Source organism: Vibrio sp. A1-1 (assembly GCF_021728175.1).
GTDB lineage: Bacteria > Pseudomonadota > Gammaproteobacteria > Enterobacterales > Vibrionaceae > Vibrio > Vibrio diabolicus.
Map to the genome: position 1 here is coordinate 809,610 of NZ_JAKKCL010000001.1, position 13,352 is coordinate 822,961.

The window sequence follows — 13,352 nt, forward strand, 5'->3', positions numbered from 1 at the left end:
TTGTTCCTTTAAACCTTTCTACTAAAGAAAAAGGTGAGCAGCCAAAACCACTCACCTTCTACATTATATTTTCTCAGCAGCTTTCACTAAGTAATTGTTACTTTGACAAGGCAACAAGTTTTCGCGACTCCTGAGCATAGCTCGCCTATGTGATGGAGCAAGAAAACGCAGTTAACGCAGTAAAAGTGACAAGTACGACGTGAAAGTTAGCCGAGGCGTTTCACCGTCATGACATCCTTTATTTGTTCTACCCGTTTCGAAACACGAGAAAGCACCTCAATATTGGTGACTTCTAGATCAAAGTCCATGATGGCGAGTTGACGTCTGTAATCGACTCGGTTCTTCATACTGGTCACTTTGATCTTTTCGTTGGCGAACAGTGTCGTAATGTCTTTGAGTAGACCACCTCGCTCCATCGCTTCAACACGGACGGTGAGGATGTATGACCCGACGAAGCCGCTGCCCCAGACAGTATCGATGATACGCTCTGGCGCGTGATGGCGCAGTTCTTCTAGCTGTTCACAGTCACTACGGTGTACTGAAATCCCGCGGCCTTGCGTGATGTAACCACAGATATCATCACCTGGAATCGGCTGACAGCAACGCGCTAGGTGCGTCATTAGGTTATCGACACCTTCTACAACGACGGCGTCTTTTTTCGGTCGGCTTTGCGCTGGTGATTTGTGCTCTGCTTCTTGCAGTTTTTCCAGTGCTTGCTGGTCTTCTTCTTCTGCCGTTGGCTTGTTAACGAGCGCATTAATATGGTTAATGATTTGGTTGATACGCAAATCACCGCTACCAACACCAACGTAAAGCTCATCTGGTGTTTTGACGTTAAACCGTTTCAGAGCGTAATGCTCAGCATCTTTTAACGTTGCGCCAATTTTTGCTAACTCATGTTCAAGAATTTCACGACCCGCTTCGAGGTTCTTCTCACGGCTTTGCTTTCGGAACCAGGCGTTAATTTTGGCACGCGCGCGGCCAGAATGAACGAAGCCTAATGATGGGTTTAACCAGTCTCGCGATGGGTTAGGCTCTTTCTGAGTGATAATCTCAACCTGATCACCCATATGTAGTTTATGAGTAAACGGTACGATGCGGCCTCCGACTTTGGCACCGATACAACGGTGTCCCACTTCGGAGTGAATATGGTAGGCAAAATCTAGCGGCGTTGCCCCCATTGGTAAATCGACAACATCGCCGCGAGGTGTAAAGGCATAGACGCGATCATCAAAGACTTGGCTACGTAGCTCATCAAGCATTTCGCCAGAATCTGACATTTCTTCTTGCCAATCCAGTAGCTTACGCAGCCACGTGATCTTCTCATCATAACCGCTTCGGCTACTTGCCCCTTCTTTATATTTCCAGTGCGCTGCAACACCCAGCTCCGACTCTTCATGCATTTGCTTGGTACGAATCTGGATCTCGATGGTTTTGCCTTCTGGCCCTAGAATTACGGTGTGGATCGATTGATAACCGTTTGGTTTAGGGTTAGCAACGTAGTCATCAAACTCGCTCGGTAGGTGCTTGTATTTGGTGTGAACTACGCCCAAAGCCGCGTAACAGTCTTGCAGTTTGTCTGCGATGATACGTACTGCTCGAACATCAAACAGCTCATCGAATGCCAAACTCTTCTTCTGCATTTTTCGCCAAATGCTGTAGATGTGCTTAGGTCGACCACTCACTTCGGCGTTAATACCTGACACTTCCATTTCGTGCGTGAGGTCTTCAACAAAGTCTTTGATGTACTGCTCACGAACGATACGTCGCTCAGAAAGCTGCTTGGCAATTTGTTTGTAAGTTTCCGGCTGTTGGTAGCGGAAAGCGTAATCTTCAATTTCCCATTTCAGCTGACCGATACCTAATCGGTTTGCTAGCGGCGCATAGATGTTGGCACACTCTTTTGCCGCCGCACGTCGAACTTCATCAGGCGCTTTTTTAACTTCAATAAGGTTACAAATTCGTTCCGCGAGCTTGATAACCACGCAGCGGAAGTCATCCACCATGGCAAGCAGCATGCGGCGTACGTTATCTACCTGAGATGACGCTGCACTGCCCTCCATGTTGACGTTGAGTTGGCCAATAGCCGCCATTTCTTCAACGCCGTCGATTAATTTTATGATTTCTTTGCTGTATTTCTCTTCCAGAATTTCTCTGTTAAAAGCACCACTTGAAACCAAAGGAAACAGTTGTGCAGCAACTAAGGTGGCCTGATCCATAGACAAGGTGATCAAAATTTCGATCATTTCTCGTCCACGCCACAACAACAGTTCCGCTTGCTCGTTATCGGCTAATACCGTCTGGCAATCTCGATATACTTCGATTAAGCGTGAGGCTGTGTTTTTCTCTTGTCCTAGGCTAGCCACCCAGTTTTCGAGTTCAAACTGTTCATCTTGGTTTAAATGCGCGCTTCTTACCGCAACCATCTCATCATCCTAATTATTATATTCGTGTGGTTTGACTAACACCGTCCAGGTTAGTTCTTTTACCTGCGCATAAACGCTGGCTTTATGACCACCCACCACAAATAAGGGGCCAAAGTCCTAAAGTTAGGACTTTTCAAACAATGCCATCGATTCTAGATGACTGGTATGAGGGAACATGTCCAGCATACCTAATTTAGTTAATTTATAGCCTTGCTCCATCAAGCTTTGGCTGTCCCTAGCAAGGGTAGCAGGATTACAAGAAACATAAACTACACGCTGTGCGCCAAGCTCAGAAACTTGATCGATGATCCCACTTGCCCCCGCGCGTGCTGGGTCTAACAGCACTTTATCAAACTGTTCTTCCGTCCAGACCTGCCCTTCAAAATCTTGCTCAAGGTTAGCGTGATAAAATTGCGCATTATTGATTTGGTTCAAGGATGCATTATTTGTGGCTTTTTCGACCATCTCTGCAACACCCTCGACCCCAACCACGTGCTTAGCTAACTTCGCAATCGGTAAACTGAAGTTGCCTACGCCGCAGAACAAATCTAACACTCGGTCACTCTTTTGCGGGTCTAACCACTCAACCGCTTGCTTGACCATTTTTTGGTTTACGGCTTGGTTCACTTGAATGAAATTATTTGGCGCAAAAGGAATTTTCACGCCAACTTCTTGATAGAAAGGCATATCGCCTTCAACAAGGTTTAGCAGATCTGTTGCTGGCATTAAGTACAGCGATGCACCATGACGCTTTGCCAACTCCGTTAGAGCGTTAGTTTCAACCGTTGTCAGAGCACTCAAGTGACGCAACGTAATACACGGCCCATTATCACCAAGTACCAGCTCTACATGGCCCAATTGTTCCGGCTTTTTAAACGCTTTTAATACTGAATAAATCTCTGGAAGCAGAACGTTTAGTTCCGGCGCCAGCACTGGGCAGTCGGTCACTTGCACGATTTGCTTACTCTGCTTTTTACGGAAACCAAAGTGCAATTGACGTGTTTTTTTATCGACAAATAAGCTCACTCGCGCACGACGACGATAGGCCAGTGAATCCCCTAATAATGGCGCATCAAGCTCAATATCATTGCCTGAAAATTTTCGCATCAGCTGAAGCAGTGTTTGCTGTTTGTACGTCAATTGTTGGTCATAATCTAGGTGTTGCAAGTCACAGCCACCACACTCGTGGTAATGCGGACAAAATGGCTCCACGCGAGTGTCACTCGGCTTAAGAATCTTAATCAGTTTACCGCGAGCAAATTTACTTTTTTCTTCCACTAACTGCGTGACGATTTCTTCTCCCGGCAATGCGCCATCAATAAAAAGCGGTTTTTTCTTTAGGTAAGCAATACCTGCGCCGTGGTGATCTAAACGCTCCACTTGCACCGCTTGATGACGAGTATTGAGTTGGGTTTTCTTTTTCGGTTGAAAGATGCGTGCCATGCTCTATGCCTGATTTATGTCTAATTGCTCTTCGGCTTCACTATTCTTGATTGCAGCCGTTGTGTGATTCGAGTGACTTGATTATGCTTACCGTTTATTAGGTGACGTCACTTCTTTGCTCAACGCCTTATCGTGCGCTTGAGAAATAATGCGTTATTTTCCCATATCCAGACTCCGATGTAATTAGATAACATGACCAGATATGGCTTACGAGCACGTGTAATTACACTGACTCTCGCTCCCACTCTCATCATTGGTTTATTACTGAGCGGTTTTTTCTCTTTCAACCGCTACCAAGATCTTGAGAAACAAGTTATCACCACTGGTAACAGCATCATTGAGCCGTTAGCAATTGCCAGTGAAACTCATCTACTATCAGAAAGCCGAGAGGCGGTACGTCGCTTGATAAGCTACGCCCATCGCAAAAACTCTAAACTGGTTCGTAGTATCGCGGTGTTTGATGAACATCATGAGCTCTTCGTGACATCTAACTTTCACCCTAATTTCGAAGCCTTGATGTTCCCTAAAGATAAACCGATCCCGCAACTGGGCAATTCGGAAATCTACGAAAACTCACTGATATTGCGCGTACCTATTTTGTCCGAGGGTCACTATTTAGCGGAGTTGTCGAACGAAAGCCAAGGAACCAAAGCAATTGGTTATATTGCCGTTGAGTTAGATCTCTCCTCTTTAAGGCTGCAACAATATCAAGAAGTTTTCTCTGCTTTTTTAGTTCTTATACTCGGTCTTGGCTTGGCAAGTGTGTTTGCTTCACGTCTGATGCACGATGTTACCCAGCCTATCACCCACATGAAAAATGTCGTTGACCGCATTCGCCGTGGTCACCTAGACGTGCGTATCGAAGGTAAAATGCATGGTGAGTTAGACCAACTGAAAAACGGTATTAACGCCATGGCGGTATCGCTATCGGAATATCACGTGGAGATGCAGCATAGTATAGACCAAGCCACATCAGACTTGCGTGAAACGCTTGAGCAGCTAGAGATTCAGAACGTTGAGTTAGATATCGCGAAGAAACGCGCGCAAGAAGCGGCCAGGGTTAAATCTGAGTTCTTGGCGAACATGTCGCACGAACTGCGTACTCCGCTCAATGGGGTTATTGGCTTTACTCGTCAAATGCTTAAAACGCAGCTTTCTAACAGCCAAACTGATTACCTACAGACGATTGAGAAGTCGGCGAACAATCTACTGAACATCATCAATGACATTCTCGACTTCTCGAAACTTGAGGCGGGTAAGCTAGCGCTGGAAAACATTCCGTTTGATTTCCGAGAAAGTTTAGAAGAAGTTATTAACCTACAAGCCACGAGTGCACATGAGAAAGGGTTAGAAATCACCCTAAAAGTGGACCCTAAAATTCCACCGGGTTTAGTTGGGGACCCACTACGTATCCAGCAAATTTTGACGAACTTAGTCGGTAACTCAATCAAGTTTACCGAGCGAGGCAACATTGATGTTAGTGTTGAAATGCGCTCTCAATCAGGGGACTCCGTCGAGTTGCAGTTCATGGTGCGCGATACCGGCATTGGTATTTCTGAACGTCAGCAAGCGCAATTATTCCAAGCATTTAGCCAAGCGGATGCCAGCATTTCACGTCGCTACGGCGGCACTGGGTTAGGTTTGGTTATCACGCAGAAATTGGTAAGCCAGATGGGTGGCGAGATCAGCTTAACCAGCCGCCTACACCAAGGTTCGACGTTCTGGTTTACGGTGCGCTTGCACTCAACAGAGATGCCAATGAGCGAACTGATTGAAGTGGAACTTCTGACGGGCAAACAGTTGCTGTTGATTGAACCAAACATGCAAGCCGCATCCGTTACCCAGCAGATTCTAAGTCAAGAAGGTATCTTAGTGACCTACCGCTCCTCGCTACCAAACAACGAAGAACAATATGACTATGTATTACTGAATTTAGCGGCCAACCAGACTCACGATGCGGAAGTTATTACACCTTGGATAGAGCAAGCGAAACGCATGGCTCCGAGTGTGATCCTAGGGACACCGAGCACCGAACTGGCGCTTGCCGACCAAATTATGACAGAGCATCACGTCCAATGCCTGACGAAGCCGTTGTCTCGCCGTAAACTGCTGCAAAGCCTGATTAGCGAACATGTCGAATCACCACCAACATTGAGTGCTCCAATTACGCCAAGCGAAGGGGAGCGTTTACCTCTGACGGTGTTAGCGGTGGATGATAACCCAGCGAACTTGAAGCTGATTTCCGCTCTGCTTCGCGAACGAGTAGAAACCGTCACCGCCTGTAGCAATGGCCAGCAAGCGGTGAACCTGGCGACAGAGAAAAAGTACGATTTAATCTTCATGGATATCCAAATGCCACAAATGGATGGGGTGACCGCTTGTCAGCACATTAAAGAGTTGGAGTTAAATAAAGACACGCCAGTGATTGCGGTAACTGCGCATGCCATGGCGGGTGAAAGAGATCGCTTGCTATCGGCAGGAATGGATGACTACTTGACCAAACCTATTGAAGAGCATGTGCTACAACAGGTTTTGGTTCACTGGAACCCAAATGCTTGTACGGAGAGCATTGGCAAAGTCGCCCCTTCATACGTTGATGAGCCTGAAGGGAGCGCGCCACAATCAGTTTCTTCGCCTCAGCAGGATGTGATTATTGATTGGCAAGCTGCCTTAAAACAGAGCGCGAATAAAGATGATCTAGCCAAAGACATGCTGCGCATGTTGATTGAGTTCATCCCTGAAGTAGAAGCAGTCGTTGACCAAGCTCTGGAGCAAGAAGGTATCTCCCGTGATGACCTAATTCATGTCATCCATAAGCTGCACGGCAGTAGCTCATATTGCGGAGTGCCTAGGCTGAAATCCCTCTGTGCGACGCTTGAGCAAGCACTGCGCTCAGGGATCAGTCTTGAGGAGGTTGAGCCTGAAATGTTCGAGCTGCAAGATGAAATGATTAAAGTCACAACGACTGCAAAATTATACCTTGAACAGTAATCTGCTCGAGAGACAAGAAAGCCAGAGCATCTGCTCTGGCTTTTTAGTATTTTGTTTAAGACTTACAAGCTAGGATTCAAAAATGACCGTCGCCACAGCGTAATGACGCTCATCGGAAATGGACAGGTGAATGTGGTTAACGCCCATCGCATCCGCTATTTGTTTTGCTGTGCCCGTCAATGCGAGTACTGGTTTTCCAAGCGCATCGTTCGAGATGGAAAAATCGTGAAACGTGACCCCTTTCGCGATCCCTGTCCCCAATGCTTTTGAGGCCGCTTCTTTGACCGCAAAGCGCTTAGCAAGATAACGGCCTTGCAGCTTAAGCTGTGAAAATTTAGCCATTTCTTCTTCTGAAAGAATACGCTGAGCAAAAGGCTCACCACTACGAGCTAGCGCTTTTTCAATACGCTCAATTTCTGCAATGTCGGTGCCTAACCCTATAATCGCCATCTAGATAGCCCTATTACTGGCGTGCCTCAATCATCAGTGCTTTCATGTCCGCAACCGCTTTATTCAAACCATCAAATACCGCGCGACCAATGATTGAGTGACCAATGTTGAGTTCGTAAATTTCTGGTAATGCAGCAATTGGCGCGACATTGTGATAAGTCAGGCCATGCCCGGCATTAACAATAATACCTAGGTCATGAGCATAACTCGCACCAGCGGCAATCTTCTTCAGTTCAGCTTGTTGTTCGTCTTCTGTCGTCGCATCAGCATAATGACCCGTGTGCAGCTCAATAAACGGAGCACCACACTTTTTCGCAGCTTCAATCTGTTGACGGTCAGCATCAATAAAGAGTGAAACTTTAATGCCTGCATCTGTCAGCTTTTTCGTCGCAGCTTTAATTTTTTCAAGCTGCCCCACAACGTCCAAGCCACCTTCCGTCGTCAGTTCTTCACGTTTTTCAGGCACTAAGCACACAAACTCTGGTTGAGTTTGCAGCGCAATCTCAACCATTTCGTCTGTCACTGCCATCTCTAGATTCATACGCGTTTGAATGGTTTCACGCAGAATACGTACATCACGATCCAAAATATGGCGACGGTCTTCACGTAAGTGAATTGTGATACCATCCGCGCCTGCACGCTCAGCAATTTCTGCAGCGTGAACAGGATCAGGGTATTTTGTACCACGTGCATTGCGTAGAGTGGCAATATGGTCGATATTGACGCCTAAATAAATTGAGCTCATTTTCCGTTACTCCGTGCTCTGGGGGTCTGAATGAAAAATTCACGACTTTTTAAAGGTTTGCCGCCAAGATACGGCTTTAAGGCTATACGTGTAAAGCGTTTTGCCGCTTTTAGCTGCTCTTTAGTGACGAACCGCCGCTCACTGATAGCAATCAGTTCATTCCCTAAAAACGTGAGGTTATCGCGCCTAACCGAAGCTATGAAGCCTTTTTGTTCCCGGTAACGATACGTCATCTCTGGGTCGACGGGCTCGCCAGTACCTGCACAGTGCAAGAAATCTACGCCATATCCCATCGCAGATAGCAATGCTAACTCAAAACGACGCAGTGCTGGCTCAGGGTTCTCGTTGTGTGCCAACTCTGTTAGCGCATGCAAATAATCATGAAATAGCGCTGGCATCGGCACTTCAGCCATCAATATCCGACCAATCAGTTCATTGACGTACATGGCAGAGTAGAGATTAATGCCCGTTAGCGGTAAGCCTAGGCTTATCGGCTCGGCTTGACGCAAAGTCTTCATCGAACCTTTCCCCGACCATTTAAGTAACAGCGGAGTAAAAGGTTGCAATGCGCCTTTTAAGTTCGAACGCTTACTGCGCGCGCCTTTGGCCATTAAAGTCATTCGGCCATATTCCTCACTGAATACATCAAGGATTAAGCTCGATTCACTGTAAGGGCGGCGATGTAAAACAAAGCAGCGCTGTAAACCTTCGGAAGACAGATTACTCATCTAAGTCATTGTGCCTAAAAAGTGTGAAATAAAAAATAAGGAGCCGAGCGGCTCCTTATTTTAATCGATACTAATTTTTCATCGATGTTGGAGCGAAGCATCTTCGCAGCCAAGATTATAAATCGTCGATATAGCCCAACGAGCGCAGTGCTCGTTCATCGTCAGCCCAGCCAGATTTCACTTTTACCCATGTTTCTAGGTAAACCTTACGACCGAACAACTCTTCCATATCTAAACGCGCTTCACGACCAATGGTCTTGATCTTCTCGCCACCTTTACCAATCACCATTTTCTTCTGGCCATTACGCTCAACAAGAATCAAGGCATTAATGTGGAAACCGTCGGTTTCTGGGTTGTAATCAAAACGTTCAATCTCGACCGTTACCGAGTATGGCAATTCTTCACCCGTGAAACGCATTAACTTTTCACGCACAATTTCAGATGCCATAAAGCGCTGGGAGCGATCAGTCACGTATTCTTCTGGGAAGTGGTGCGTTGCTTTAGGTAAGTGATTACGCACGTGCTTACGCAGTACATCAATGTTCTTCCCTTGCTTCGCAGAGATTGGCACAACGTCCACGAAGTCCATCTTCTTAGACATCTCAGCCATGTGTAGCATCACTTCGTTACGATCTTGCACGTTGTCGACTTTATTGACACAAAGAACAACTGGGAAGTTCGATTTTTGAAGCTTAGTCAGCACCATCTCATCGTCTTTAGTCCAATGCGTACCATCGACTAAGAAAAACACTAGGTTTACATCACTTAGAGATGAGTTAGCCGCACGGTTCATCAGGCGGTTAATCGCACGCTTTTCTTCAATGTGAAGTCCTGGCGTGTCGACGTAAATCGCTTGGTAATCGCCATCCGTGTCCACACCCATAATGCGGTGGCGTGTTGTTTGCGGCTTACGTGAGGTGATCGAAATCTTCTGACCCAAGATTTTGTTCAGAAGTGTCGACTTACCTACGTTTGGGCGACCAACAATAGCAATGAAGCCACAGTGCTGGTTTTCTGGCGAGCTTGGCTCACCTTGTGATGCGAAAAACGCATCGATATCGAATTCGTTATCAGCCATTTGTTAATTGCTCAAGTGCTGTTTCAGCAGCCGCTTGTTCTGCCTTGCGGCGGCTGGTGCCTTTCCCGATTACAGGCTTGTCCACACCTGCTACTTCACACTCAACCGTAAACTCTTGGTTGTGCGCTTCACCTTTAATATTAGTCACTGTGTACACAGGCAGCGGTTTTCTTCTGCCTTGTAGGAACTCTTGTAGGCGAGTTTTCGGATCTTTTTGTGAGACGCCAGGTTTAATGGCTTCAAGGCGTGAGTTGTACCAACTCAGTACAATGCCTCGCACGACTTCAAGATCGCTGTCTAGGTAAATTGCGCCAATAATGGCTTCAACCGCATCGGCTAAAATAGAGTCTCGGCGGAAACCGCCACTCTTCAATTCACCTGGACCTAATTTTAAATAATCTCCTAGATCGAATTCACGACCCAGTTCCGCCAATGTATGTCCGCGAACCAAAGTAGCACGCATACGGCTCATGTCACCCTCGTTCACTTTCGGGAAACGATGGTACAGATCATCAGCGATGACAAAACTTAAAATTGAATCGCCCAGAAACTCAAGACGTTCATTATGCTTACTGTTGGCGCTGCGGTGAGTCAGCGCCAAGTTGATAAGCCCGGCATCTTGAAACTGGTAGCCGAGCTTTCTCTCTAGTTTATCAATTGGAGAATTCATACTCTCTCGATATAAAATGGTTAGTGAATACCACCGATGCGGTTAAAACGCACACCAGTTGGAATCCATGAAGGTAGAACGCTATCTGCGCCACGATCAAACTCGAAGCTGATCCAAATGGCGACAGCTTTGCCGACTAAGTTTGCTTCAGGAACGAAGCCCCAGTAACGGCTGTCAGCACTGTTGTCACGGTTATCACCCATCACAAAGTACTGACCTTGTGGTACAACCCACTCTGTCGTGCCGCTACGTGGGAAGTATTGCTCCACACGGTTACGAACAAGAGGGTTAACCAAAACATTGTGCTCCACGTTACCCAATTTTTCATCCAGTTGGATCATTGGAATACCGTTCGAGCTAAACTGACTTTCTTCAACATTGCTCAGTTTAACTGGTTTACACGCCGATTCACCTTGGCTTTGCACGCAAAGCTGCTTATCACTTGAATAACGCACTATATCACCAGGCAAACCAACAACACGCTTAATGTAATCCACGCTTGGTTGTGGCGGGTATTTGAATACCACGATATCACCACGCTCAGGTTTACCTGTTTCAACTAACTGCGTGCGCCATACCGGATCTTTCAAGCCATAGGCGTATTTTTCTACCAAGATAAAGTCACCCACCAACAAAGTCGGCATCATTGAGCCTGATGGGATTTGAAATGGTTCGTAGATAAAAGAACGTAATACTAAAACGAACGCAATCACAGGAAAAATTGAGACGCTATTTTCAACCCACCAAGGCTGACGCTCAACTTTTTGCAAGGTCACTGCATCCAAACCATTAGACGTCTGAGCTTGAATCTCCGCCAGTTTTTCCTGACGCTTTTTCGCGAAAACCAGCTTTTCCAATAGCCAAACCACGCCAGTTACCAAAGTCGCAATAACCAGCATCAGTGAGAATGTATTCGCCATTAAATTCCCTTATCTAAAAATACGAAAGTGAAAGAGCCGAAACCCTTTCACTTATTTTAATATCTAACGTCTTAAGACCGACAAGTGTGAGACAAAGTTCAACTTTAGTCTTTACCTACGTGAAGGATGGCTAGGAACGCTTCTTGAGGCAGCTCAACGTTACCGATCTGCTTCATGCGCTTCTTACCTTCTTTCTGTTTCTTCAGAAGTTTCTTCTTACGACTTACGTCACCGCCGTAACATTTCGCGATTACATTCTTACGCAGCTGTTTTACTGTTGAACGTGCGATAATGTGGTTACCAATCGCTGCTTGGATTGCGATATCAAACATTTGGCGAGGGATAAATTCTTTCATCTTCTCTACCAGCTGACGACCGCGAGTCTGAGACTGGTCTTTGTGTGTGATCATCGCCAATGCATCAACGGTGTCACCGTTCAGAAGAACGTCTACACGTACCATATTCGAAGCTTCAAAACGCTGGAAGTTGTAATCCAAAGACGCATAACCACGAGATGTCGATTTCAGACGGTCGAAGAAATCCAGTACCACTTCGGCCATTGGAATATCGTAAGTCACGGCGACTTGGTTACCGTGGTAAACCATATCGACCTGAGTACCACGCTTTTCAACACACAGCGTGATCACGTTACCTAGATACTCTGAAGGTACCAGGATATTACAACGAGCGATCGGTTCACGAATTTCTTCAATATCATTGATCGCTGGTAGTTTGGCAGGACTATCAACGTACAGCAGTTCACCATCCGTTTTTTCAACTTCGTAAACTACGGTTGGTGCCGTGGTGATGAGATCTAAGTCGTATTCACGCTCTAGACGCTCTTGGATGATTTCCATGTGCAGCATGCCAAGGAAACCACAACGGAAACCAAAGCCAAGTGCCGCGGAGTTTTCTGGCTCGTAGAATAGCGATGCGTCGTTTAGGCTTAATTTGCCCAGCGCATCACGGAAGTTCTCGTAATCGTCAGAAGATACCGGGAACAGACCTGCGTAAACCTGAGGTTTTACTTTCTTAAAACCTGGTAGCGGTTTTTCACAGCCATTCTTAGCCATAGTCAGCGTATCACCAACTGGTGCACCAAGGATGTCTTTAATACCACAAACCACCCAACCTACTTCACCAGTACGAAGGATGTCGGTATCTACTTGTTTTGGTGTAAAAATACCAAGACGGTCTACACCCCAAACTTGACCCGTGCTCATCACTTTGATCTTGTCGTTCTTCTTCAGTTCGCCGTTTTTAATACGTACTAGAGAAACAACGCCAAGGTAGTTATCAAACCATGAGTCAATGATCAGCGCTTGTAGTGGCGCATCTGGATCACCTTCCGGTGCTGGAATCGCTGACACAATGTTCTCTAGAACGTCATCAACACCGATGCCTGTCTTCGCAGAACAGCGGGTTGCTTCCATTGCATCGATACCAACGATTTCTTCAATTTCTTCCGCTACACGCTCAGGATCAGCTGCAGGTAAGTCAATCTTGTTCAAGATTGGCACAACCTCTAGATCCATTTCGATCGCGGTGTAACAGTTAGCCAGTGTTTGAGCTTCAACACCTTGACCCGCATCCACAACCAATAGCGCACCTTCACAAGCCGCTAGAGAACGTGATACTTCATATGCAAAGTCAACGTGCCCCGGAGTATCGATGAAGTTCAGCTGATACGTCTCACCGTCTTTAGCGGTGTAGTTTAGCGTCACACTCTGAGATTTGATGGTGATGCCACGCTCACGTTCAAGATCCATAGAATCCAGAACCTGTGCGGCCATTTCACGATCGGTTAACCCGCCACAAACTTGGATTAGACGGTCTGATAGGGTCGACTTACCATGGTCGATGTGGGCGATAATCGAAAAGTTACGAATGTGCTTCATAGA

Annotated in this window: 10 protein-coding genes; 1 reads left to right on the top strand and 9 read right to left on the bottom strand. The window is 46.4% G+C overall.

Translation table 11 applies throughout. The annotated features are described in order from the left end of the window. Window positions 1-206: 206 nt before the first annotated feature. Window positions 207-2,426: a GTP diphosphokinase gene (relA, locus tag L3V30_RS03705; RefSeq protein ID WP_005393896.1), complete on the bottom strand. Its 2,220-nt coding sequence runs from the start codon at window positions 2,424-2,426 to the stop codon at window positions 207-209. A gap of 123 nt (window positions 2,427-2,549) precedes the next feature. After that, window positions 2,550-3,869, bottom strand: a complete 1,320-nt coding sequence (rlmD, locus tag L3V30_RS03710) for a 23S rRNA (uracil(1939)-C(5))-methyltransferase RlmD (RefSeq protein WP_237308328.1) — start codon at window positions 3,867-3,869, stop codon at window positions 2,550-2,552. A 192-nt stretch (window positions 3,870-4,061) separates the two neighbouring features. Here rlmD and barA point away from each other — a divergent pair, with 192 nt between their 5' ends. After that, window positions 4,062-6,860: a two-component sensor histidine kinase BarA gene (barA, locus tag L3V30_RS03715; protein ID WP_237308330.1), complete on the top strand. Its 2,799-nt coding sequence runs from the start codon at window positions 4,062-4,064 to the stop codon at window positions 6,858-6,860. A gap of 69 nt (window positions 6,861-6,929) precedes the next feature. Here barA and acpS read toward each other — a convergent pair whose 3' ends face one another. The 7 genes from acpS to lepA all read right to left on the bottom strand — a co-directional run bounded on the left by acpS (window position 6,930) and on the right by lepA (window position 13,349). Then, window positions 6,930-7,310, bottom strand: a complete 381-nt coding sequence (gene acpS / locus L3V30_RS03720; protein ID WP_012841407.1) for a holo-ACP synthase — start codon at window positions 7,308-7,310, stop codon at window positions 6,930-6,932. Between the two features lie 13 nt (window positions 7,311-7,323). Further along, on the bottom strand, window positions 7,324-8,055 hold the full coding sequence (gene pdxJ / locus L3V30_RS03725) for a pyridoxine 5'-phosphate synthase (RefSeq protein ID WP_006743311.1): 732 nt from the start codon (window positions 8,053-8,055) through the stop codon (window positions 7,324-7,326). Continuing rightward, a complete protein-coding gene (gene recO / locus L3V30_RS03730; RefSeq protein ID WP_005384578.1) occupies window positions 8,052-8,783 on the bottom strand; it encodes a DNA repair protein RecO in 732 nt (243 codons plus the stop codon). Before recO ends, pdxJ begins: the two co-directional genes overlap by 4 nt. 115 nt (window positions 8,784-8,898) lie before the next feature. Further along, entirely contained in the window at window positions 8,899-9,861 is a 963-nt protein-coding gene (gene era, locus L3V30_RS03735) for a GTPase Era (RefSeq protein ID WP_006743309.1), read from the bottom strand. Beyond that, complete coding sequence (gene rnc / locus L3V30_RS03740) at window positions 9,854-10,531, bottom strand: ribonuclease III (protein WP_005393907.1); 678 nt, start codon at window positions 10,529-10,531, stop codon at window positions 9,854-9,856. The genes era and rnc overlap by 8 nt, the downstream gene beginning before the upstream one ends. A gap of 20 nt (window positions 10,532-10,551) precedes the next feature. Then, a complete protein-coding gene (gene lepB, locus L3V30_RS03745) occupies window positions 10,552-11,451 on the bottom strand; it encodes a signal peptidase I (protein WP_104974801.1) in 900 nt (299 codons plus the stop codon). Between the two features lie 104 nt (window positions 11,452-11,555). Then, window positions 11,556-13,349: a translation elongation factor 4 gene (gene lepA / locus L3V30_RS03750; protein ID WP_005393909.1), complete on the bottom strand. Its 1,794-nt coding sequence runs from the start codon at window positions 13,347-13,349 to the stop codon at window positions 11,556-11,558. Window positions 13,350-13,352: the final 3 nt, after the last annotated feature.